The sequence below is a fragment of the Allobosea sp. 117 genome, assembly GCF_000702305.1.
Classification (GTDB): Bacteria; Pseudomonadota; Alphaproteobacteria; order Rhizobiales; family Xanthobacteraceae; genus Ancylobacter.
In genome coordinates this window covers 53,075-75,970 of sequence record NZ_JNLC01000010.1, presented here as the reverse complement: position 1 = coordinate 75,970, position 22,896 = coordinate 53,075, and the positions used below count along the sequence as shown (strand labels likewise).

Annotated in this window: 21 protein-coding genes; 17 read left to right on the top strand and 4 right to left on the bottom strand. The window is 69.2% G+C overall.

Annotation, left to right across the window (positions count from 1 at the left end):
* Window positions 1–163: 163 nt before the first annotated feature.
* On the bottom strand, window positions 164–1,300 hold the full coding sequence (locus tag U742_RS0102435; protein WP_029349705.1) for an acyl-CoA dehydrogenase family protein: 1,137 nt from the start codon (window positions 1,298–1,300) through the stop codon (window positions 164–166).
* A gap of 102 nt (window positions 1,301–1,402) precedes the next feature.
* Between U742_RS0102435 and U742_RS0102430 the strand changes: the two genes are divergently transcribed.
* The 8 genes from U742_RS0102430 to U742_RS0102395 all read left to right on the top strand — a co-directional run bounded on the left by U742_RS0102430 (window position 1,403) and on the right by U742_RS0102395 (window position 11,291).
* Window positions 1,403–2,323 carry a LysR family transcriptional regulator gene (locus tag U742_RS0102430; RefSeq protein WP_051660789.1) on the top strand — a complete coding sequence of 307 codons (921 nt, stop codon included), beginning with the start codon at window positions 1,403–1,405 and terminating at the stop codon, window positions 2,321–2,323.
* A gap of 112 nt (window positions 2,324–2,435) precedes the next feature.
* Window positions 2,436–4,115: a urocanate hydratase gene (gene hutU / locus U742_RS0102425; protein WP_029349701.1), complete on the top strand. Its 1,680-nt coding sequence runs from the start codon at window positions 2,436–2,438 to the stop codon at window positions 4,113–4,115.
* A complete protein-coding gene (locus tag U742_RS0102420; RefSeq protein WP_197028151.1) occupies window positions 4,112–5,521 on the top strand; it encodes an MmgE/PrpD family protein in 1,410 nt (469 codons plus the stop codon). The genes hutU and U742_RS0102420 overlap by 4 nt, the downstream gene beginning before the upstream one ends.
* A complete protein-coding gene (locus tag U742_RS0102415; RefSeq protein WP_051660788.1) occupies window positions 5,521–6,708 on the top strand; it encodes a CaiB/BaiF CoA transferase family protein in 1,188 nt (395 codons plus the stop codon). The genes U742_RS0102420 and U742_RS0102415 overlap by 1 nt, the downstream gene beginning before the upstream one ends.
* 369 nt (window positions 6,709–7,077) lie before the next feature.
* Entirely contained in the window at window positions 7,078–8,187 is a 1,110-nt protein-coding gene (locus tag U742_RS23085; protein ID WP_248310238.1) for a DUF2778 domain-containing protein, read from the top strand.
* Window positions 8,188–8,422: 235 nt separating this feature from the next.
* On the top strand, window positions 8,423–10,018 hold the full coding sequence (locus tag U742_RS0102405) for a rhodanese-like domain-containing protein (RefSeq protein WP_029349693.1): 1,596 nt from the start codon (window positions 8,423–8,425) through the stop codon (window positions 10,016–10,018).
* Between the two features lie 104 nt (window positions 10,019–10,122).
* Window positions 10,123–10,614, top strand: a complete 492-nt coding sequence (locus U742_RS0102400; protein ID WP_029349692.1) for a MarR family winged helix-turn-helix transcriptional regulator — start codon at window positions 10,123–10,125, stop codon at window positions 10,612–10,614.
* A complete protein-coding gene (locus U742_RS0102395) occupies window positions 10,611–11,291 on the top strand; it encodes a GNAT family N-acetyltransferase (RefSeq protein WP_029349690.1) in 681 nt (226 codons plus the stop codon). The genes U742_RS0102400 and U742_RS0102395 overlap by 4 nt, the downstream gene beginning before the upstream one ends.
* A gap of 32 nt (window positions 11,292–11,323) precedes the next feature.
* Here U742_RS0102395 and U742_RS22380 read toward each other — a convergent pair whose 3' ends face one another.
* Together U742_RS22380 and fabG are read right to left on the bottom strand one after the other, a co-directional pair.
* Window positions 11,324–11,968: an NADAR family protein gene (locus U742_RS22380; protein WP_051660786.1), complete on the bottom strand. Its 645-nt coding sequence runs from the start codon at window positions 11,966–11,968 to the stop codon at window positions 11,324–11,326.
* A gap of 86 nt (window positions 11,969–12,054) precedes the next feature.
* Entirely contained in the window at window positions 12,055–12,834 is a 780-nt protein-coding gene (gene fabG, locus U742_RS0102385) for a 3-oxoacyl-ACP reductase FabG (protein ID WP_029349685.1), read from the bottom strand.
* 309 nt (window positions 12,835–13,143) lie between these two features.
* Here fabG and U742_RS0102380 point away from each other — a divergent pair, with 309 nt between their 5' ends.
* From U742_RS0102380 to U742_RS0102340, 9 genes are all read left to right on the top strand, one after another.
* Complete coding sequence (locus tag U742_RS0102380) at window positions 13,144–14,259, top strand: PotD/PotF family extracellular solute-binding protein (protein ID WP_038360365.1); 1,116 nt, start codon at window positions 13,144–13,146, stop codon at window positions 14,257–14,259.
* Window positions 14,260–14,497: 238 nt separating this feature from the next.
* Window positions 14,498–15,613: an ABC transporter ATP-binding protein gene (locus U742_RS0102375; RefSeq protein WP_029349681.1), complete on the top strand. Its 1,116-nt coding sequence runs from the start codon at window positions 14,498–14,500 to the stop codon at window positions 15,611–15,613.
* 2 nt (window positions 15,614–15,615) lie between these two features.
* Complete coding sequence (locus U742_RS0102370; RefSeq protein ID WP_029349679.1) at window positions 15,616–16,521, top strand: ABC transporter permease; 906 nt, start codon at window positions 15,616–15,618, stop codon at window positions 16,519–16,521.
* A gap of 1 nt (window position 16,522) precedes the next feature.
* Window positions 16,523–17,326 carry an ABC transporter permease gene (locus U742_RS0102365; protein WP_029349677.1) on the top strand — a complete coding sequence of 268 codons (804 nt, stop codon included), beginning with the start codon at window positions 16,523–16,525 and terminating at the stop codon, window positions 17,324–17,326.
* Window positions 17,323–18,132 (top strand): DeoR/GlpR family DNA-binding transcription regulator, encoded by an 810-nt coding sequence (locus U742_RS0102360; protein ID WP_029349675.1) that lies wholly within the window; start codon window positions 17,323–17,325, stop codon window positions 18,130–18,132. The genes U742_RS0102365 and U742_RS0102360 overlap by 4 nt, the downstream gene beginning before the upstream one ends.
* A 9-nt stretch (window positions 18,133–18,141) precedes the next feature.
* On the top strand, window positions 18,142–19,050 hold the full coding sequence (locus U742_RS0102355) for a proline iminopeptidase-family hydrolase (RefSeq protein ID WP_029349673.1): 909 nt from the start codon (window positions 18,142–18,144) through the stop codon (window positions 19,048–19,050).
* Window positions 19,047–19,745, top strand: a complete 699-nt coding sequence (locus U742_RS0102350; protein ID WP_029349671.1) for a cysteine hydrolase family protein — start codon at window positions 19,047–19,049, stop codon at window positions 19,743–19,745. The genes U742_RS0102355 and U742_RS0102350 overlap by 4 nt, the downstream gene beginning before the upstream one ends.
* Window positions 19,742–20,764 carry a phosphotransferase enzyme family protein gene (locus U742_RS0102345; RefSeq protein ID WP_029349670.1) on the top strand — a complete coding sequence of 341 codons (1,023 nt, stop codon included), beginning with the start codon at window positions 19,742–19,744 and terminating at the stop codon, window positions 20,762–20,764. The genes U742_RS0102350 and U742_RS0102345 overlap by 4 nt, the downstream gene beginning before the upstream one ends.
* Window positions 20,761–22,086 (top strand): aspartate aminotransferase family protein, encoded by a 1,326-nt coding sequence (locus U742_RS0102340; RefSeq protein WP_029349668.1) that lies wholly within the window; start codon window positions 20,761–20,763, stop codon window positions 22,084–22,086. The genes U742_RS0102345 and U742_RS0102340 overlap by 4 nt, the downstream gene beginning before the upstream one ends.
* Here the strand turns inward: U742_RS0102340 and U742_RS0102335 are convergent.
* On the bottom strand, window positions 22,083–22,781 hold the full coding sequence (locus tag U742_RS0102335; RefSeq protein ID WP_197028150.1) for an adenosylcobinamide amidohydrolase: 699 nt from the start codon (window positions 22,779–22,781) through the stop codon (window positions 22,083–22,085). The genes U742_RS0102340 and U742_RS0102335 overlap by 4 nt on opposite strands.
* Window positions 22,782–22,896: the final 115 nt, after the last annotated feature.

The following is a 22,896-nucleotide window of genomic DNA, read 5'->3' as shown; positions in this document are numbered from 1 at the left end:
GCGGGCACGTTAGGCACGTCGACCGAGCAATGCAACAATTGTTTCAATGTGCGATAATTATGATCTATATGATCCATAATGAGGCATGCAGATGGACCGTTCTGCCTGCTTGCTGGGCAGCCCCGGCCGGACAGGGCATGCCCCGGATCGCCTGTGAGCCCCATCATTTGAGCAGGGTCCGCGCGATGATGTTGCGCTGGATCTCGGACGAGCCTTCGTAAATCCGCATGATGCGGGCGTCGCGAACCAGACGTTCCAGCATCATGTCGCGCGAATAGCCGTAGCCGCCGTGAATCTGCAGCGCCGCATCGGTCACGCGGCCGGCCATCTCGGAGCAATAGAGCTTGGCCATCGCCGCCTCCTGCGAGAAGCGCGCGCCTTCGGCGCGCAGCCGCGCGGCGCGCAGGCCGAGCAACCGCGCCGCGTCGAGCTCGGTCGCCATGTCGGCGAGCATCCATTGCAACCCCTGGAAGCGCGCGATGGGCGCGCCGTCGACCTCGCGCTGGCCGACCCAGCCGCGGGCCGCCTCGAAGGCGGCCATGGCGATGCCGGTCGAGGTGGCGGCGACCTCGACGCGGCCATTGTCGAGCACCTTCATCGCCGTGCGGAAGCCCGAGCCCTCGGGGCCGAGCCGGCGATCCTCCGGCACCCGGCAGTTCTCGAACACGACCTCGAACACATGGCCGCCGCGCAGGCCCATGGTCGGCTCGGGACCGCTGATGCTGAGCCCGGGCGTGTTGCGATCGACCACGAAGGCGCTGATGCCGCGCGCGCCGGCCGCCGGATCGGTCAGCGCGAAGACGACGAGGAAGCGCGCATGCGCGGCGTTCGAGATGAAATGCTTGGTACCGTTGAGGATGTAATCCCCACCGTCGCGCTCCGCCCTGGTGCGCATGTCGGCGGGGTTCGAGCCTGCCCGCGGCTCGGTGAGCGCGAAGGCGCCGAGCGCCTCACCGTTCGCGGCTGCCGGCAGGAAGCGCCCGCGCTGCGCATCGTCACCGCCGATCAGGATCGCGTCGGTGGCGAGGAAATGCGCGGTCAGCATCGAGGTGGTGGAGGCGCAGGCCCCCGCGAGGGCTTCTACCGCCAGATAGAGCGCGACCGCCGAGACGCCCGACCCACCCCATCCGGGCGGCAGGTTCATGCCGGTGAGACCGATCTCGCCCAGCGCCGGCAGATGCTCGCCGGCGAACCGGCTCTCGGCGTCGATCGCCTGCGCATGCGGGGCGATGTCGCGCTCCGCGAAGCGCCGGATGGTGTCGGCAATGGCAAGGTCGTCGTCGGTCGCAAAGGGGATCATGGCACGCTCGAAGGGAAGGCTGATCCCGACCTTGACGCCCGCCGTCGATAAATAAAAATATCGCCTCTTGATATTCTGAATAATTTTGAATGATACAGAGCGATGGCCATCCCCTTCTCCTGGCGCCAGCTTTCCTATTTCGTCGCGACCGCGGAACAAGGCAGCACGCTGCGCGCGTCGGAAAAGCTGCACGTCTCCCAGCCGGCGGTGTCGGTGGCGATCGGCCAGCTCGAACAGGCGTTCGGCCAGAAGCTGTTCGTGCGCCGCCACGCGCAGGGCGTCGACCTGACGCCGTTCGGGCGGCGCAAGCTCGCCGAGGTCCGCCACCTGATCGCCCATGGCAACGCAGTGATGGGCGCCGGCGAGGATGGCGAGATCGCCGGCGACCTCGAGGTCGGCGTCTTCACCACGCTCGCCCCGGCCTATGCGCCGGGCCTGATGCGGGCCTTCTCGGCCGCCCATCCCAGCGTCCGGGTGCGCATGCGCGAGGAACGGCTGGACCAGATCCACCGCGATCTCGCCGACGGCGTGGTCGAGCTCGCCTTGCTCTACGAGCTGGACACGATCGGCGAGATGGCGCGCATCCCGCTCGGCGCCATGCGGCCCTACGCCCTGCTCGCGGAGGACCATCCGCTCGCCGACCAGCCGCAGGTCTCGCTCACCGCGCTGGCGCAGGAGCCGTTCGTGCTGATCGACCTGCCGCACAGCCGCGACTATTTCCTCTCGCTGTTCCGCATGGTCGGGGCGATGCCGGAGCAGCTCGTGCGCTGCACCTCGCTGGAGACCGTGCGCGGCATGGTGGCCCATGGGCTCGGCTGCAGCGTGCTGGTGACGCGGCCCTATGGCGACCATTCGCATGACGGGCGGCGGCTGGTCTGCCGGCCGCTCGCCGAGGCGGTGCCGCTGCAGCGGGTGATCATCGGCTCCTCCGCCCGCGCGCCGATGACCCGCGCCGCCGAGGCCTTCGTCGAAACGGCCAAGGCCTATTTCCGCGGACGGCTTCCGCAGGAGGGCGTTGAATAAACCAGCATTATCCAGCCTATGAAAATTCGTTAGTATAATTCATTCGAGGCCGCTCCTATGTTGCCCGTGCCGACCGCCGAGGCGTGTCCGGCCGACGCGAGGAGTGCCCAGCTTGAACGCCCCCACCAAGAACAGCCGCATCGTCCGCGCGCCGCGCGGCACGACCCTGAATGCCCGTAGCTGGCAGACCGAGGGGCCGCTCCGCATGCTCATGAACAATCTCGATCCCGAGGTTGCCGAGCGGCCGGAGGACCTCGTCGTCTATGGCGGGCGCGGGCGGGCGGCGCGCAACTGGGAATCCTTCGACCGCATCGTCTCCACGCTGAAAGCGATGGACCAGGACGAGACCCTGCTGGTGCAGTCCGGCAAGCCGGTCGGCGTGATCCGCACCCATGCCGACGCGCCGCGCGTGCTGATCGCCAATTCCAACCTCGTCGGCCGCTGGGCGACGCAGGAGGTGTTCGACGAGCTCGAACGCAAGGGGCTGATGATGTACGGCCAGATGACCGCCGGCTCCTGGACCTATATCGGCAGCCAGGGGATCATCGGCGGCACCTTCGAGACCTTCGTCGAGGCCGGCCGCCAGCATTATGGCGGCGATCTCTCAGGCCGCTGGCTGCTCACCGCCGGGCTCGGCGGCATGGGCGGCGCGCAGCCGCTGGCCGGCGTCATGGCGGGCTGCTCGGTGCTGGCGGTCGACATGCGCGCCGAGCGCATCGAGCGGCGCATCGAGAGCGGCTATCTCGACCGCCGCGCCGAAAACCTCGACGAAGCGCTCGCCCTGATCGCCGAGGCGAGGCGCAGCGGCGAAGCCATCTCCGTCGGGCTGATCGGCAATGCCGCCGAGGTCTATGAGGAGATCCTGGCGCGCGGCACGCTGCCGGACCTCGTCACCGATCAGACCGCCGCGCATGATCCGCTCTACGGCTACATCCCCGCCGGCTGGACGCTCGACGAATGGGAGCGCCGGCGCGAGAGCGAGCCGGAAGCCACTATCGCCGCCGCCAAGGCCACCATGGCGCGGCAGGTGCGGGCGATGCTGGCGTTCCGTTCGCGCGGCGTGCCGGTGTTCGATTACGGCAACAACATCCGGCAGATGGCCCGCGACGTCGGCGTCGAGGAGGCGTTCGCCTTCCCCGGCTTCATCTCCGCCTATGTGCGCCCGCAGTTCTGCCGCGGCCGCACGCAGTTCCGCTGGATCGCGCTGTCCGGCGAGCCGCAGGACATCGTCACTTCCAGCCGCAAGCTGAAGGGCGTGGTGAAGGATCCGAGCTTCGCGCGCTGGATCGACATGGCAGAGACGCGCATCCGCTTCCAGGGCCTGCCCTCGCGCAGCTACTGGATGGGTCTTCAGGACCGCGTCGCCGCCGGCCTCGCGCTCAACGAGATGGTGGCGTCGGGCGAGGTCGCCGCGCCGATCATCGTCACCCGCGACCACATCTCTTCCGGCTCGGTCGCCAGCCCGAACCGCGAGAGTGAGGGCATGCTCGACGGTTCCGACGCGGTGGCCGACTGGCCGATGCTGAACGCGCTGGTGTCCTGCGCTTCCGGAGCGACCTGGGTGTCGCTGCACAATGGCGGCGGGGTCGGCATCGGCTATTCCCAGCATGCCGGCTTCGCGGTGGTGGCGGACGGCACGCCGGACGCCGCCCAGCGGCTTGCCCGCGTGCTGGCGAACGACTCCTCCGTCGCCGTCTTCCGCCATGCGGATGCCGGCTATGAGGAGGCCATCGCCACGGTGGAGCGCGAGGGGCTGACGACCTCCGCCCTCGCCGGCGCGGCGGCGCGATGAGCGGGGCCGCAGCAACGGTCGGCACCATGAGCATGATGAGCGCGGTCTCCCGGATCGCCGCCTGGTCCTCCGGCTTCGACGGCGGCGCGGTGCCGCCGGCGGTGCGCGCAGTCGCCCGCAACTGCCTGATCGACACCGTCGGCGTGGCGCTGGCCGGCTCGACCGCCGCCGTCGCGGGCCGCGCCCGGCAGGTCGCGGTGGCGACCAGCGCGCTCGGCGCCTGCCGCCTGTTCGGCACGCCGCTGAAGCTCGCCGCGCCGGCCGCCGCCGCGGTGAACGGCACGGCGGCGCATGCCCTCGACTTCGACGACAATTGCTATGCCGGCGTGGTGCACGGCTCGGCGGTCATCGTGCCGGCCGCCTTCGCGGTCGCCGAGATGGCGGACGCCTCCGGCAACGCGCTGGTCGACGCGGTGATCGCCGGCTCGGAGGCCGAATACGCGCTCGGCGCCGCCGCCACCATGACGCTCTACGAGAAGGGCTGGTGGACCACCGGCGTGCTCGGCCCGGTCGGCGCGGCGGCCGCGAGCGCCCGTCTGCTCGGCCTCGACGCGCAGGCGACCGGCGCCGCGCTCGGCCTCGCGCTTGCCGGCACCGGCGGCGCCAAGGCCGCCTTCGGCACCGACGCCAAGCCGCTGCTCGCCGGCCGCGCGGCGGAAGCCGGGGTGCTGGCGGCGCTGCTCGCCGCGCAGGGCGCCAGCGGCCCGCTGGACGCGGCGGAGCATCCGCGCGGATTCGCGGCGCTGTTCAATGGCGGCGTGTTCGATGTGGCGGCGATCGCCGCGCTCGGCACGGGCTGGCGGCTCCTCGACCCCGGCATCGACGTGAAGCGCATCCCGGTGTGCCTCTCCTCCCACGCGGCGGTGGACGCGGTGCTTGACCTGGTGCGCGCCCATGAGGTGCCGGTCGGGGCGATCGCCCGCATCTCCTGCGACGTGCCGCCCGTGGTCATCGCCAATCTCGCCTATGAGAAGCCGCGCACGCGGCAGGAGGCGCAGTTCAGCATGAACTTCGCCATCGCCGCCTCGCTCCTCAAGGGCGACCTCGGCCTCGCCCATCTCGACGACGCGCTGGTGCGCGAGCCGGCGGTGGTCGCGCTCATGGCCCGCATCAGCTCCTTCACCGGCCCGCGCTGGGACGCGGCCGCCAGGCTCGCGGCGCCCGAGGGCGCGCATGTGCGCATCGAGCTCGACGACGGACGCGTGCTGGAAGGCTTCCGCGCCTTCCCGCGCGGGGCCGCCGCCGATCCGCTGCGCGACGAGGAGATCGACGCCAAGTTCCTCGCCTGCGCCGCCCTCGCCATCCGCCCGGCGCAGGCCGACGCCCTGCTCGGGCGCCTGCGCACCATCGAGACGCAGCCATCCGTGCGCCGGATGTTCGACGCCCCCACCGACGGAACCCCGTGATGACGCCCGCGCCGCAAGCCGCCCCGCACGACACGCCGAACCCGCTTCCGCCGCCGCTCCACGGCGTGCGGGTGCTGGATTTTTCGCGCATGCTGGCGGGCCCCTTCTGCACCGCGCTGCTCGCCGACGCGGGCGCCGACGTGATCAAGATCGAGAGCCCGGACGGCGACGATGCCCGCCATTTCGCGCCGCGCGTCGGCGGCGAGAGCGCCTATTTCCTGCTGATCAACCGCGGCAAGCGCTCGCTGGTGCTCGACCTCAAGAGCGAGGCGGGCCGGCGCACTGTGCACGAGCTCGCTCGAAGCGCCGACATCGTGGTCGAGAATTTCCGACCCGGCGTCGCCGCGCGGCTCGGCATCGACTATGCGAGCCTGTCGGCGATCAATCCGCGCCTCGTCTATGCCAGCATATCGGGCTTCGGGCAGGAAGGGCCGCTGGCTCACCGGCCGGCCTATGACATCGTCGCCCAGGCGATGAGCGGCATCATGAGCGTCAACGGTCCGGCCGGCGGCGCCCCCACCCGCGTCGGGGAGTCGGTCGGCGATCTGGTCGCCGGCCTGCAGGCGACCTGGGGCATCCTTGCCGCGCTGAACGGGCGCAATCGCGACGGGCGCGGCCAGCATCTCGACATCGCGATGGTGGATTCGATCTTCTCCATCATGGTCACCGCGCTCTCGCAATATCTGTTCACCGGCGAGGTGCCGCAGCGCATCGGCAACGCGCATCCGATCAGCGCGCCGCTCGACAGTTTCGCGGCGGCGGACGGCCACCTCATCATCGCGGTGGCGAACGACCCGCTGTTCGCCCGCCTCGCCCGCGCCGTCGGGCGGCCGGAGCTGGCGGACGACCCGCGCTTTTCCACCGACGTCGCGCGCAAGGCCAATGAGGCGGCGCTGAAGGCGATCCTCGAAGGCTGGACCCGCGCGCGCAGCGTCGCAGAGGCGGTCGCGGCGCTGGAGGCGGCGGCGGTGCCGGCCTCGCCCATCCTCTCGGTCGATCAGGTGGTGGCGAGCGCCCATGCGGCGGCGCGCGGCCTGGTGCGCAGCGTGATGCACCCTTCGGCCGGCATGACGCCGGTGGTGCCGCAGCCGGTGCATTTCCTGGGCTCGGGCGAGCTGCCGGTCCGCCCCGCCCCGCTGCTGGGCGAGCACACGGCGCAGATCCTCGGCGAGCTGCCGCCGGCCTGATTCGTGCCACCGCGCCTCTCCATTGGCGCGGCCGCCGAAGCATTCGCCGATGTCGCGTCGCAGATGCGGCGCACGTCGACGCACATGCCGTCGCGGCATTAATAAAATATTACCCCAATCGCTCATATTCTTCGCGGTCGTCGCCAGTCGGCGGCACGGAAAAATGAGGCGGCGGGCCGTCGGCCGGCCGAACAACTTGGATCTTGTGGCGCAGCCCTGCGCGATATTGGCCGGACCGAACCCCGGCGTGGCGTGAAGCGGACGAACTATTCGCCGCATTTTCGCCGGGCCTGTCGGGTTTGACTGCACGGGTGGGGCTGGTAGTCTTAAAGGGCGACCGGGGTCACACCTGATCGAGTAGTGGGGATGATGAGCAAAAAGAGCCGCATCGGGGAAGACGGCTTCGACGACGTAACCGACGCTCCTGAGAAGGGGCGCGGCGGGTTGCGTCTTGCGCTCGCCTTCGGAATTGGCGGCGTCGCCGCGCTGATGACCGGCGTCTGGGGCGCCAGTTGGCTGATGGCGGCCACCGCTCCTACCGCGCCGCCTCTGCCCGAGGATTCCGAGCCGGTCGCGCAGGTTTCCTTCATCACCGCCCCCGCCAATCCTACCGATATCCGCAGCGTCCGCTCCTCCGGCATCCTCGCGCTGGCTCCGGGCTGGATCTACGAGCCGATGCCGCAGGCCATGCGCAACCGCGCGACGGTCGCGGTCGCGGCCCCGGCGCAGCCTGCCAATGCTTCGTTGCCGGTGATCCCGCTGCCCTTGCCGCGCGCCGCCGTCGCGGAAGCCTCCATCGCCGCGGTGCCGCTGCCGATCGCCAATCCGCTCGCCGCCGGACGCGGCGGGAACGTGGCCACCGCCGAGCAGGCCGCCGCACCGGAAGCGCCCAATACATTCGGCGCCGCGCCCGTGCCGATGCCCAACCCGCTCGGCGACACCAAGGTGCGCCTCGCCATGGTCACGCCGGTCGAGCCGCCGCTGGCGAGCGAGCCGGGCGTCTCCGAGGTACCCGACCCGCACACCGATCAGGTGCGGCTGCCGACCCGCTCCGACCGTTTCGCCGTCTACGACATCCGCGCGAAGGTGGTCTACATGCCGAGCGGCGAGAAGCTGGAGGCGCATTCCGGCTATGGCGACAAGTTCGACGACCCGCGCCACGTCTCGGTGAAGATGCTCGGCCCGACGCCGCCGAACGTCTACAAGCTGCATCCGCGCGAGGCGCTTTTCCACGGCGTCGAGGCCCTGCGCATGACGCCGATCGGCGAGGGCCCGATGTATGGCCGCGTCGGCCTGCTGACCCATACCTATCTGCTGGGCGCGCGCGGCGACTCGAATGGCTGCGTGTCGTTCAAGGACTATGAGCGCTTCCTCGCGGCCTATAAGCGCGGCGAGGTCAACCGGCTGGTCGTCGTCGACAGCATGCCGAAGGTGCCGTCGAACAACCCGCTCATCGCCTGGCTCACCTCGTCGCGCTGAGCCGCGGCCTTTCTCCCGCATCCTTCCATGCCCTCCGCGCCCGCGCGGAGGGCATTGTCGTCAATGGATCCGCCCCTTCGGTGCGCCGCGCGGGAAGTTGCGATTTTTATCTCCTCTTCTTGCCTTAACTGTCGACAATTCGATCCCGGGAACGCTATCAAGGCGCCGATCGGCGGCGGCCTGACCATGGGTCAGCGCACATGCCGGACGAGTGTGCAGAGGGCGAGGATCAGCCATGGCGACGGAATTCCCCCGGATCGATGCCGCGACCCTGAAGGCGCGGCTGATGGGCGATGAGGAGATCGCCCTCCTCGACGTGCGGGAGGAAGGCGTCTTCGCCGGGAACCATATCCTCGCCGCCTCCAACGCGCCTATGAGCCGCTTCGAGCGCCTCGTGCCGGCGCTGCTGCCGCGCCGCTCGGTGCCGATCGTGCTGGCAGATGACGACGAGCGGCTCGCCGCGCGCGCCGGGGCGATCCTCGCCGCCAACGGCTATGGTGACGTCGCCATCCTGAAGGGCGGCGTGCCGGCCTGGGGCGCGGCGGGGTTCGAGCTGTTCTCCGGCGTGTTCGTGCCGAGCAAGGCGTTCGGCGAGTTCGTCGAGATCACCTGCCACACGCCGCATATCGACGCGCACGAGCTCCATCGCCGCCGCGCGGCGGGCGAGGATATCGTGCTGCTCGATAGCCGGCCCTTCGACGAATATAGCTGGATCTGCATCCCCGGCGCGCGCGACTGCCCGGGCGGCGAGATGGTGCTGCGCGCACCGGCAGCCATCACCTCCGACGACGCGCTGGTGGTGGTGCATTGCGGCGGGCGCACCCGCTCGATCATCGGCGCGCAGACGCTGATCGACGCCGGGCTGCCGAACCGCGTGGTGTCGCTGAAGGACGGCACGCAGGGCTGGCATCTTTCCGGTTACGAGGTGGCGCGCGGCGCGGCCGATGTGGTGCCGCTGCCGCCGGACGAGGCGCGCGACTGGTCGAAGCAGGCGGCAGAGCGGCTCGCCGGCCGCTTCGACATTGAAGTGATCGACGCCGCGACGCTGGCGCGGTTCGAGGCCGAGGCGGGCGCGCGCACGCTCTACCGCTTCGACGTGCGCGACCCGCGCGAATACCGCGCCGGCCACCGGCCGGGCTTCCTCTCCGCGCCGGGCGGGCAGCTCGTCCAAGCGACCGACACCTTCATCGCCGTGCGCCAGGCCCGCATCGTGCTCGCCGACAGCGACGGCGTGCGCGCCCGCGCCACCGCCTCCTGGCTCGCCCGCATGGGCTTCGACCATCTCTACGTACTCGACGCCGACACCTCCGCCGCGGCTCTTGAGGCGGGCGATGCGCCGGAGGCGGTGCTGGGCCTCGCGAGCGCCGCGCCGGCGCAGGTGACGCCGGCCGAGCTCGCCGACCTCGTCGCAGGCGGCAGCGCCGTGGTGGTTGACGTGGCGACCAGCCGGCAATTCCGCGCCGGCCACATCCCCGGCGCCTGGTTCGCGGTGCGCGGACGCCTCTCCGACGACGCCGGCAAGCTGCCGCGCGCGCCGCTCTACGTGCTCACCTCGCCGGACAGCATCGTGGCCCGGCTGGCCAGCGCCGAACTGGAGACGGCGACCGGCGCGCCGGTGAAGGTGCTCGCCGGCGGCACGAGGGCGTGGCAGGCCGAGGGCCGGCCGCTGGAGAGCGGCGACGAGCGCATGGCCTCCGAGCCGAACGACGTGCTGCTCAAGCCCTTCGAGCGCAAGAGCGCGCAGGAGGATGCCATGCGCGAATATCTGAGCTGGGAGGTCGGCCTCGTCGAGCAGGTCCGCCGCGACGGCACGATCCGCTTCCGCCTCTAGCGACGCCCCGCAACCCTCCGGCCGATGATCCGGCGGTGTTTACGCTGGACATTTACATGCCGTGTTATATAACGTGTTATATTGTTGATCGAGGCTCACTCCTCATGGAAGACGTCGTCCGCTCCCTCGGCCTGCTGTGCCTCGGCACCCGGCTGAAACGTATCGGCGAGCAGCTTCAGCAGGACGCGCAGGCGCTGCTCGAGGATGAAACCCCCGCCCTGCCGGCCAGCCAGCATCCGCTGCTCGCGGCGCTCGACCGGCTCGGCCCGCTCACCATCGGCGATCTGGCGCTCGCCCTCGGCGTCACCCAGCCGGGCGTCACCCGCCATGTGTCGCGCCTGACCAAGCTGCGGCTCGTCGAGCTGGACACGCGGCGGGACGACCAGCGCCAGCGGGTGGTCCGCCTCTCGCCCTCCGGGCAGCAGCTCGTGGACATGGCGAAGCGCTCGGTCTGGCCGCGGCTCGAAGGTGCGGTCGCCGATCTCTGCGCCGGGCTCGACGGACCGCTGCTGGTTCAGCTCGCGGCGATCGAGGACGGGCTGAAGGAAGCCTCGCTCGCCGTCCGGGCGGAGCGGGTGAAGGGGAGCGCGCGATGAGCCATCCGCTCGACCGGCCGGTCTGGACCGCGCTCACCACCCGTCATGCGGCATTCGCGGAAGGCGGCGACCACGCCCGGCGCTACCAGCCTTCCATCATCCCCTTCGCCGCGACAGCCGACGACGGCGCCGAATGCCTCGCCGCGCTGGACGCGCTGATCGGGGACGGCGAGACCGCCTTCCTGGTCCAGTCCGAACCGCTCGTCCTGCCCGGCACGTTGCAGCCGAACCTCACCGCGCCCGTGGTGCAGATGCTGGCCGAGGCACTGCCCGAGGGCGCCGACGCCGCCGATATCGAGCTGCTGACCGATGCCGATGCGGAGGAGATGCTGGCGCTGGCGCTGCTGACCAAGCCGGGGCCGTTCACCCTGCGCGCCGCGACCCTCGGCGAGTTTTGGGGCGTGCGGATCGACGGCCGGCTGGCGGCCATGTGCGGCGAGCGCATGAAGCAGCCGGGATTTTCCGAGCTCAGCGGCCTGTGCACGCATCCCGATCATCGCGGCCGGGGCCTCGGTCGCCGCCTGCTGACCTTCGTCGCCGACCGCATCCGCGCGCGCGGCGAGGTGCCCTATCTGCACGCCTATGCCAGCAACACGGAAGCGATCCGGCTCTACGAGACCTTCGGCTTCCGGCTGCGCAAGGTGATGGACTTCGCGGTGGTGCAGCGGCGCGGCTGACCGGCCGCCATGCCATGGCACCGTCCGGTCGTTCACCGTGCCGGACCCGGCTCTTCCTCCTCGGCTCCGCGGCGCAGCCGGCCGCGGATCACCATCCAGATGTCGGCCATGATCGCGCCCGGAATGGTGCGGCTGTCTTTGCGCACCCGGTGGGTCAGCCAGCGCTCGCCAGTCGCCAGCAGCGCCTCGCGCGCGCCGGCATGCTGGGTGAATTTGGCGGTACAGGCCATGCGCATAAGCGCCCAGTGCTCAGGCGAGCCGGCGGCGATCATCCGCGCCCCATAGAGGAAGTTCGCCGGCTGGCCGGCGGGATTGCCCGCCTCCTTCGCCTCGACGCCAGAGAGCTTCGCCAGCGTCCGGCGCTTCCCGGCGTCGGGATATTTAAGTCCCTGCCAGAACCCCTCGACCGACGCGTAACGCTCGCCGTCCAGCTCGAACGGCGTGCGGGCCAGGTTGGAAATCGGCGCGAAGACCGGCGACACGCCATGCGTGATGTTGAGCGGGGCGCGCCGCGCCTCGTCCTCGGGGCCGAGCTCGTGAAAGGACAAGCCACGATCCGAGGCGACATGGAGGCGGAATACGTAGCCATCCACCGCCGCGAGCAGTGCGCATACTTCGCGTTCCTCGCCGGTCTCGACGGAGAGAGCGAGGACTCGGTCCTTCAGGGTCAGCTTCATCGGGCCGGCATCCGGCTTGCGTCGCCGGCGACGACCGGACGGGCACTCAGCCTATCGTCCGGACCACGCGCCGCAAAGGGCCGGACTCACGCCGCGCCCATCTCCTCCAGCGCCAGCGGCGACTCCGGCAATATCTGGCCGCCATCGATGGAGAGGCCCTGGCCGGTGATGTAGCCGGCCTCCTCGGAGGCGAAGAACAGCGCCGCATTGGCGATGTCGAACACGCTGCCGAGCTTCTTCATCGGCACGCAGCCGGCGGTGGAGGCGATATAGGCCTCGCCGACGCCCTCCATGCCCTCGGTCATGATGTTGCCGGGCATCACCGCGTTCACCGTGATGTTCCACGGCGCCAGCTCGATCGCCGCGGTGCGCATGAAGCCGAGCTGGCCGGCCTTCGAGGCGCCGTAGTGCGACCACCCCGGAAAGCCGGTGATCGGCCCGGTGATCGAGGAGGTGATGACGATGCGCCCCTGCTTCTTCTCCTTCATCGCCGGCAGCACGGCGGAGACCGACAGGAAGGTGCCCTTCAGATTGGTGTCGATGACATGGTCGAAATCGGCCTCGGTCATCGCGCCGAGCTTGGCGGCGGGGAAGATGCCGGCATTGGCGCAGAGCACGTCGATCGCGCCGTAGCGCTCCAGCGCCGCCGCCGCCATGGCGATGGTATCGGCGGTCTTGGACACGTCGGCGGCAAAGGCCGAGGCGTTCGCCCCGATCTCCGCGGCCACCTTCTGCGCCTCGGCGATGTGGCGGCTGACCACAAGCACGTTCAGCCCGGCCTGGCCGAAGCGCAGCGCGATGCCGCGCCCGATGCCCTTACTGGCGCCGGTGACGATGACGGTCTTGCCCTCGAGGGATTTGAACATCTGTCTCGCTATCCCGATTTCTCTTTCTGAAGCAAAGGCTTGATGCATCCATCGCCGCCGGGAGCGGCGATTTGCCGAAGAAGCGGGCTGCCTGCCTTTTCAGCAGGGTGCGATGCAAAATTGATGTTGTAAAGCCCAAACGCCGATGTTTAGGATCACACAGACTTCCACATCAGGCCCACATCGCAGAGGCGCTGATGCGGCACGCCGAGCGTGGCGGCGATATCCGCGCCAATAGATTTCGAGGGGAATTTCGAGATGGCCGATCCAGTCGGAAAGTCGCTTTCAAGACGTTCGGTGCTGCAGGGCATGGGCGCCGGCCTCGGCGCGCTCGCCGCCGGCCCGTTCCTCGGCGCCGGCAGCGCCTTCGCCGCGCGCGAGAAGGAGCTGAACATCCTGTGCTGGGAGGGCTACAACTCCGCGCAGGTGCTCGACCCGTTCCGCTCGCAGACCGGCGCCACGGTGAAGGCGGAGAGCCTCACCAACGACCCGACCATGATCAACCGCCTGCGCGCCGGCGAGATCAACACCTGGGACCTGATCAACGTCAACAATCCCTGGGCGCGCAAGGTGATGCTGCCCGAGAAGCTGATCAAGCCGCTGCCGAAGGCGGAGTTCGAGCCGTTCTTCGCCAAGATGCTCCCCGAGTTCAAGGCGCCCTACAAATGGGCGATGAGCGACGACGGCAAGGACCTGCTCGGCATGGTCCAGCGCTTTGGGCCGTACAGCTTCGTCGTCAACACCGACAAGATCAGCCGCAAGACCGCCGAGGAGACCGGCTGGGACCTGTTCAACGATCCCAAGCTCGCCGGCAAATACGGCATCCTCGAATCCGACGACTGGAACGTGTTCAACCTCTTCGTCGTCGCCGGCATCGATCCGTTCAAGACGCACACGCCCGAGGAATTCACCAAGTTCGACGAGACGGCCAAGCGCGTCTTCAAGGGCGCCAAGCTGATCGGCGACATCGCCTCGATGAACCAGGCGCTGATCTCCGGCGAGATCGACCTGCACCTCACCGGCGGCACCTATTCGGTCTCCCCCGCCCGCGCCGACGGCCATCCGAACCTGCGCGCCATCACCCCGCTGAAGGGTCCGCTCGCCGGCGGCAAGGGCGGCATCTCCTGGATCGAGGTGACCTCCACGGTCAACAACCCGAACCTCTCGCCGCTGGCGCTGGAGTTCCTGAAATACGTGCAGGATCCGAAGGTCGCCCACACCGTCGCCTTCGCCGAGGGCACCTTCAACCCGGTCGCGCAGATGGGCAACAAGGCCTGCTTCGACCTCTTCACCAAGGAGGAGCTCGACGCCATCCAGTGGGACAGCCTCGAGGAGGAGATGGCCCGCTCGGTCGAGTACGACATCGTGCCCGACTACGACAAGGCGCTCGACATCATGAACGCCGCCAAGCGGCTTCGCGGGTGAGGTTGCGAGAACAGCGGATGCCTTCTGCGTCCTCCGAGGCCCGGGCTTTGCCCGGGCACCTCAGGATGGCGGCGGATTCCATCAAACGCCGATCGTCATGCTGAGGAGCGGGGCACCGCCCCGCGTCTCGAAGCACGCGGGCCGCATCGGTACCTGACCGCGCTTTCCCCGCCTTGCCTGCGCTCGATAGATTGACGCCGACGGCGCTCTGGCCGCCGGCCCCAGCCCGGAACTGCTGATGCTCCAGACGATGCCTGCCCCGCTGCCGTCCTCCACGACCGACGCCGCGTCGAAACCGATCCTCCAACTGGTCGGCGTGCGCAAGGTGTTCGGCGGCTTCGCCGCGGTGGAGGGCATCGATCTCGACGTGCGTGAGGGCGAGTTCCTGACCATCGTCGGACCCTCCGGCTCCGGCAAGACGACGCTGCTGCGCATGCTCGCCGGCATGGACACGCCGAGCGAGGGCAACATCACGCTGCATGGCGAGCTGATCAACGACGTGCCGCCAAACAAGCGCCCGACCTGCCTCGTCTTCCAGTCGCTGGCGCTGTTCCCGCACAAGAGCGTCGGCGAGAACATCGCCTTCCCGCTGAAGGTCAAGGGTGTCGATCCAGCAGCCCGCAAGGCGCGGGCGCTGGAACTGATGAAGATCGTTCGTTTGCCGGATAATTATCACGACAAGAACGTGATGAAGTGCTCGGGCGGCGAGCGCCAGCGCGTGGCGCTGGCCCGCGCGCTCGCCTACGACCCCGAGGTGCTGTTCTTCGACGAGCCGCTCTCGGCGATCGACTACAAGCTGAAGAAGACACTGGAGAAGGAACTGAAGGACCTGCACCGGGAAACCGGCAAGACCTTCATCTACATCACCCACTCGCTGGAGGAGGCGATGGTGATGAGCGATCGCATCGGGGTGATGCGGGCCGGGCGGCTGGTGCAGGTGGGAACCCCGGAGGAGATCTATTCCGCCCCGGTCGACCGCTTCGTCTCCGAATTCGTCGGCGAGGTGAACACGCTGAAGATGACGCGCGGGCCGGACGGCGCCTGGAGCAGCCCGGATGTGCCGGGCCGCTTCGTCCTCGGCAGGCCGAAGGACGGCGCTGCGCTCAGCGAGGCATTCGTCGTCGTCCGCCCGGAATATATGCGTTTCCTCGGCCCCAGCGAGAGCGCCGACAACCGGCTGGAGGGCACGGTCTACAACGAATATTCGCTCGGCTCGCGCATCCAGTACCAGGTACGGGTCGGCGAGAAGGTGATGCTGGTCGAGCTCTCGCGCGCCCGCGCTTTGTCCCCCGGGGCCGATCCGAATGTCGTCATCGGCTGGGACGCCGCCGACGCCTTCACGCTGGGGGGCTGAGCATGGCGGATGTCGCGATCGCCCGCCTGCCGGAGACCAGCGCCGAGCTGCGCAAGGCCCGCGCGCTCTCGCTTGGCGCGCGCTGCGCCCTCCCGGTGGCGGTGCTGCTCGGGCTCGGCTTCCTGGCGCCGATCCTCGCCATCTTCGGCTACGCCTTCGCGACGCCGCGCTCCTTCGACCTGTTCCGCTCCTTCACGCTGGAGAACTTCGCGACCATCTTCAGCCCTTCCAACACGGTGTGGGTGTCCTTCGCCTGGTCCTGCGGATTTGCCTTGTTCACCGTGGCGATCCTCGCGCTCGTCGCCTATCCGATCGCCTACGGGCTGACCATGGTATTCGGGCGCGCGGCGCCGCTGATCTCGGTGCTGTTCGTGTTCCCGCTCTTCGTGTCGGAGAACGTCCGGCTCTATGGCTGGGTGCTGTTCTTCATCAAGAACGGCGTGCTCGACGGCACGCTGAAATGGCTCGGCCTGCCGGGCGGGCCGGAGGTGCTGTTCACGCCGGGGATCACCCTGTTCGGCATGGTCTACACCTATCTGCCCTTCATGCTGTTCCCGATGACGCTCGGCCTCGCGCTGGTGCCGCGCGACCTCGTCGATGCCGCGCGCGATCTCGGGGCCGGGCGGCTGTTCATCTGGCGCGAGATCGAGCTGCCGCTAGCCATGCCGGGCATATTGATCGGCATGCTGCTCACCTTCGTGCTCGCCATCGGCGCCACGGCGGAGGCGAAGATCCTCGGCGGGCAGTCGATCATCGTCATCTCGCACGACATCGAGATCGCCTTCACCTATTCGCAGAACTGGCCGCTCGGCTCGGCGCTCGCCGTGGTGGTGACGGTGTTCATCGGCGCGCTGACGCTGTTCGCGCTGTCGAGGCTCGACCTCGACCGCATGCTGGGGAGGCGCTGAGATGTCGGACCGCGCGAAGAGGCGCAGCAACGCCTTCATCTGGAGCTGGACGGCCTTCGTGCTGGTCGTCGTCTATCTGCCGATCGTCTGCGGCGCGCTGGCGAGCTTCAACAAGAGCCGCTATTTCGGCTTCCCGATCAAAGTCTACTCTACCGAATGGTGGCAGAAGACCCTCGATTCCATCGAGATCGGCATGCTGGTGCGGAACTCGATCCTGATCGCCCTCTTGGTGACGGCGATCTCGGTGGTGATCGCCACCTTCGGGGCGCTCGCCTTCGCCCGCTACGACTGGCGGGGCCGGCGGCTCTACCAGAAGCTGATCCTGCTGCCGATCTTCTTCCCCCAGCCGGTGCTCGGCCTCGCGCTTCTGCTCAGCTTCAGCGCGCTCGGCATCCAGACGAGCTGGATGACCGCCGTCTTCGCGCATCTCGTCTGGATCGTGCCGGTGGTGACGCTGGTTATCGCCATCCAGGTCTATGGCTTCGACCCCTCGCTGGAGGAGGCGGCGTTCGATCTCGGCTGCTCGCGGCTGCAGGTCTTCCGCGAGGTCACGCTGCCGCTGCTCTGGCCGGGCATCTGGTCCGGCATGCTGTTCGCCTTCCTGCTGTCGTGGAGCAACTTCCCGCTGTCGCTCTATACCGCGGGCGCCGACTCCACGATCCCGAAATGGCTCTACGCCAAGATGGTGGCCGGCTACACGCCGATGGTGCCGGCGCTCGGCACCATGGCGACGCTGGGCGCCGCCAGCCTGCTGCTCGCCGGTGGGGTGATCGGCATGCTGGCCAGACGGCGGCGGCTGGCATGAGCAGCGACGACACCCTGCCGGCCGGCGAGCGGCGCCGCCCGCGCCTCGACAAGGCGGCGCGCCACGAGCGCATCCTCGCCGAGATGCAGGCCTCCGCCACGCTGCGCGTCGGCGACCTCGCCGCCGAGCTTGAGGTGTCGACCGAGACCATCCGGCGCGACCTGTTCGAATTGCAGGAGCGCGGCCTCATCAACCGCACCTACGGGGGAGCGGTGCGGCCCTTCGGCTCGGAACCCTCCGTCACCGAGCGGCACCGGCTGATGGTCGCCGAGCGCGAGGCGATCGCCGCGGCGGCGGTGAAGTTCATCAAGCCGAAGGAGGTCATCGCCATCGGTGCCGGGGCGACCACCACCCATGTCGCCCGGCGCGTGGCGGCCGAATGCCGCGACATCACGGTGATTGCCCATTCCTTCTCGGTGGCCACCGTCGTGGCGGCGAACCCGACCATCGACGTCATCATGTGCCCCGGCCGCTACAATGGCCGCGAAGGCATGATGGTCGGGCCGGAGACCGTCGAGTTCCTGCAGAACTACAACGTCAACCGCGCCATACTCGGCATCTCCGGCATCACCACGGACGGGCTCGCCGATGCCGAGGCGCCGGCCGCCTGGGTCTACAAGGCGATGATGAAGCGGGCCGCCGAGACCATCATCGTCTCCGACCACAAGAAGTTCGACGTACCCTCGCTCGCCATCTGGGCGCGCATCCCCGACATCCAGCGGCTGGTCACCGACGAGGCGCCCGCCGGGACGGTCGGGCGCGCGCTCGACCGGGCGCACGTCGAGGTCACGGTGGCGAAGAGATAGGCCGGCGCGATGTGGCAGCTCAAACCCGCCGATGAGCGGATCGAGGTCGAGGTCGACGGCCACAAGGTCGTCGCCTATTGCTACGGCGCGGGCGAGGAGACCGTGTTCCTGCTCAATGGCGGGCCCGGCCTGCCCTGCGACTATCTGCGCGACGCGCATTCCTTCCTCGCCGGCCACGGCTATCGCGTCGTCGCCTTCGACCAGCTCGGCTGCGGTGCTTCCGACAGGCCGGACGACGAGGCCCTGTGGAACATCACCCGCTATGTCGCAGAGACCGAGACGGTGCGCCGGGCGCTGGGGCTCGGCAAGGTGCATCTCATCGGCCATAGCTGGGGCGGATGGCTCGCCATCGAATATGCGCTCGCCCACCCCGAGGCGCTGAAGACGCTGATCCTCGAGGACACCGCCGCCGACCTGCCGCATCTGATGGCCGAGATGCACCGCCTGCGCGCCGCGCTCGGCCCGGAGACGGTCGAGATGCTGCTCGCCCACGAGGCGGAGGGCTCCTACGAGCATCCCGAATATCAGGCGGCGATCACACTGCTGAACTACCGCCACGTCTGCCGCCTCCAGCAATGGCCGGCGCCTCTTCTGGCCTCGCTGAACGACTGGAACATGGCGCCCTACATGGCAATGCAGGGGCCGAACGAGTTCCTCTATATCGGCAACCTCAAGGACTGGAACCGCACGGCGGAGCTTCCCCGCATCGCCTGCCCGGTGCTGATCACGGTCGGCAAGCACGACGAGATCACGCCCGCCTGCGCGCTGCGCATGAAGCAGGGGCTGCAACAGGCCGAGCTCGTGGTCTTCCCGAATTCCAGCCACATGCCCTTCTACGAGGAGCCGGCGGCCTATGACGCCGTGCTGCTCGGCTTCCTCGGCAGGCATGCCGTTGCGGCAAAGGGAGCCGCGGCATGAATTGGAAGACCGCCAACCGCTCCTTCTATTACGAGCTGGCACCGCCGCCGGACGACCCCGAGCTCGACCCGGCGACCACCGCGCTGCTGGTCATCGACGTGCAGAACACCTATCTCGCCCGACCCCAGCGGGCCGCGCTGGTGAGCAATGCCGAGCGCGGGCATTACGACGCCTGGACGCCGTTCCACGAGCGCATGCATGGCGAGGTGATCCCCAACATCGCGCGGCTGCTCGGCCTGTTCCGCGCACGCGGCGTCGAGTGCCTGTTCGCCCGCATCGCCTGCCAGACGCGGGATGGGCGCGACCGCTCCCTGAGCCAGAAGAAGCCGGGCTTCAACAATCTGCTGCTGCCCAAGGACGGGGAGGCCTCGCAGATCGTGCCGGCGCTGGCGCCGCAAGGCGACGAGATCGTGGTGACCAAGACCACCGATTCGGCGCTTACCGGCACCAATCTGCGGCTCATCCTCGCCAATCTCGGCATCCGCACCGTGATCTGCGTCGGCATCTTCACCGACCAGTGCGTCTCCTCCACGGTGCGCAGCCTCGCCGACGAGAGCTTCGACGTGGTGGTGCTGGAGGATTGCTGCGCGGCGGCGACCGACGAGCTGCACCGGCGCGAGCTCGAAATCATCAACATGATCTATTGCAACGTGATGAGGCTCGACGACCTCACGACGCTGATGAAGCTGACATGACCGACACGATGTATCACGCGGATTTCCTCGAACGGCTGGAAGGCGGCCTGCGCGACGCCCTGCCCCGCTGGGGGCTTTCCGGCGCCAGCGAGCTGAAGCTGCTCACCATCTCGGAAAACGCCACCTTCCGGGCGCACGATCCCGAATCCGGCGCCGACGTGGTGTTCCGCGTGCATCGGCCCGGCTACCACACCCGGGCCGAGATCGCCTCCGAACTCGCCTGGCTCACCGCGCTGGGACGCGGAGATGTGGTGGCGACGCTCACCCCGATCCCGCAGCTCGACGGCGAGCTGATCGCCGACCTCGACGATGGCGGCGTCACCCGCCACGCGGTTGCCTTCGGCCTGCTGCGCGGGCGCGAACCGGCCGAGGGCGAGGACCAGCCGCGCTGGTATCGCGAGCTCGGCGCCATCAGCGCGCGGCTGCACGCCCATGCAAAGAGCTGGCCGAGGCCGGATGGCTTCACCCGCAAGCTCTGGGATTACGATGCCATGCTCGGCGAGGTGCTGCTCTGGGGCGACTGGCGCGCCGCGCTCGGCCTCACGCCCGAGGGCAAGGAGATTCTGGAGCGCACCGCCGCGTTGCTGAAGCAGCTCACCGACGCCTATGGACAGGACGAAGGCCGCTTCGGCCTCGTCCATGCCGACATGCGGGTCGCCAATCTCATCGTCGACGGCGAGACGCTGTCGGTGATCGACTTCGACGATTGCGGCTTCTCCTGGTATCTCTACGACTTCGCCGCCGCGGTGAGCTTCGCGGAGCACGAGCCCTACATCCCCGAGCTGCAGAAGGCATGGGTGGAAGGCTACCGCACGGTGACGCCGCTCTCCGACGAGGAGTGCGAGATCCTCCCCGTCTTCATCATGCTGCGGCGCATGCTGCTGACCGCCTGGGTCGCCTCGCATTCCGAGACGCCGACGGCGCAGGCGATGGGCACCGCCTACACCGAGGGCACGGTGGAACTCGCCCGCGCCTTCCTCGCCCGCTACGCGCCGGACGGCGGAAGGACCGTGCCATGACCACCAGCGAACGCCAGATCCTCGATCTCAACGCCTTCGGCGCACGGCCGGCCGACGCCCTCGCGCCGGACGTCGCCGCGCTGGTGGAGCGCCGCCGCAAGAGCTTCGGCGCCGGCTCGGTGCTGTTCTACGACGAGCCGCTCAGGATCGAGCGGGCCGAAGGCGCCTATCTCTACGCCTCGGACGGGCGCGCCTATCTCGACTTCTACAACAACGTGCCCTCGGTCGGGCACTGCCACCCGAAGGTGGTGGAGGCGGTGCGCCGGCAGGTCGGGCTGTTCAACATCCATTCCCGCTACCTGTTCGACGTCTCGCACGACTATGCCGAGAAGCTGCTCGCAACCTTCCCAGCGCCGCTGTCGAACCTCGTGCTCACCTGCACGGGCAGCGAGAGCAACGACCTCGCGCTGCGCATGGCCAAGCGCGCGAGCGGCGGCACCGGCTTCGTCGTCACCCGCACCGCCTATCACGGCAACACCGCGGCGGTGACCGAGGTCTCGCCCTCCTCCTACAAGCGCGGCGCGCCGCCGCCCTATATACGCACGGTGCCGCCGCCCGATCCGGCGGTGTTCGGCAACAATGTCGCGGTCGGCTTCGCCGATGCGGTGGCCCGCGCCATCGCCGGCCTGGAGGCGAGCGGCATCCGCTTCGCCGGGCTGCTGGTCGATTCCATCTTCTCCTCGGACGGCGTGTTCGCCGAGCCGGAAGGCTTCCTCGCCGATGCGGTAGAGGTGGTGCACCGCGCCGGTGGCCTGTTCATCGCCGACGAGGTGCAGCCGGGCTTCGGGCGCACCGGCGAGGGCATGTGGGGCTTCTCCCGCCACGGCGTGACGCCCGACATCGTCACCATGGGCAAGCCGATGGGCAATGGCTATCCGGTCGCCGGCGTGGTGACGCGGCCGGAGATCCTCGCCGATTTCTGTGCCGACTTCGGCTATTTCAACACCTTCGCCGCCAGCCCCGTCGCCGCCGCGGCCGGCCTCGCCGTGCTGGAGGCGATCGAGGAGGACGGGCTGATCGGCAATGCCAACCGGGTCGGGCGCCACCTCATCGGGCGGCTGAAGCGCCTACAGGCGAAGGCGCCGATCACCGCCGTGCGCGGCGCCGGGCTCTATGTCGGCGTCGCCTTCGGCCGTGAGGACGGCCCGGCGCCCGAGATCGCCAGCGCGCTGATCAACGGGCTCAGGACGCGCGGCATCCTGATCGGCGCGGCGGGGCAATATGGCAACGTGCTGAAGATCCGCCCGCCGCTCTGCATCGGCACCGAACATGCCGACCAGCTCGTCGACACGATGGAAGAGCTGCTGGAAGGAATGGGTTAGCCGCGTCGGGCGATCCATTCCGCGAGCGCCGCCCGCGTCGCGCCGAGCACGCAGGCGCCGACCGCCTCGCCGATCGCCGTGTGCATGCCGGCATAGGGTTCCGCCGGTCCGCCGGCCGGCGCCGCCATGATGATGCAGTCCGTTCCCGTCCCGGTCACCGGCTCCACCATGCCGGGGCGGCGATGGCCGGCCTCCAGGATCGCCACGGTGCGCGCCTGCGCGACCAGTGATGCGGCTTCCAGCAGCGCCGCGTCGGTGAGCGGCACCGATGCGCGGCACAGGATGTTCACGGTACCGGCGAACGCCTTCTCGCCGGCGAGCCGCGCGCCGACGCGCTCGCCGTTGTTCAGGCCGAGCGTCACCACGCATTCGGCGCCCGCCGCACCGGCATGGGCGGCGCGACGCTCGAAGCTGCCGACGTCGCGCGCCGTCATCATGCCCACCGCGTCGGCGAGACCCTCACGCGCCAGTTCCGCGACGAACCACGCCGCCGGATCGACGCCGGGCGCGAGATCGGCATCGCGCACCTCGCGCCACGCCACGCGCTCCGCCGCGACGAATCCGGGGCGGTTCAGCGACCAGCTCACCATACGGTGCGGGCCCGGCAGGCGGGCGACCAGCCATGGCCGCCGGCAGTCGATCTCCAAGGGGCGGTTCTCCGCGGGAATGGCCATCGAGCCGGAAGCGACTCGCATGCCGCCCTTCGAACCATATCGGCGCGGCGCCGTCACCCCGGCGGCCGGGACAGCAATCATTAGAGCGCTTGCGGTTGTCGACTAAATGTCTATACATATTAGCCGTTTAGGTTGA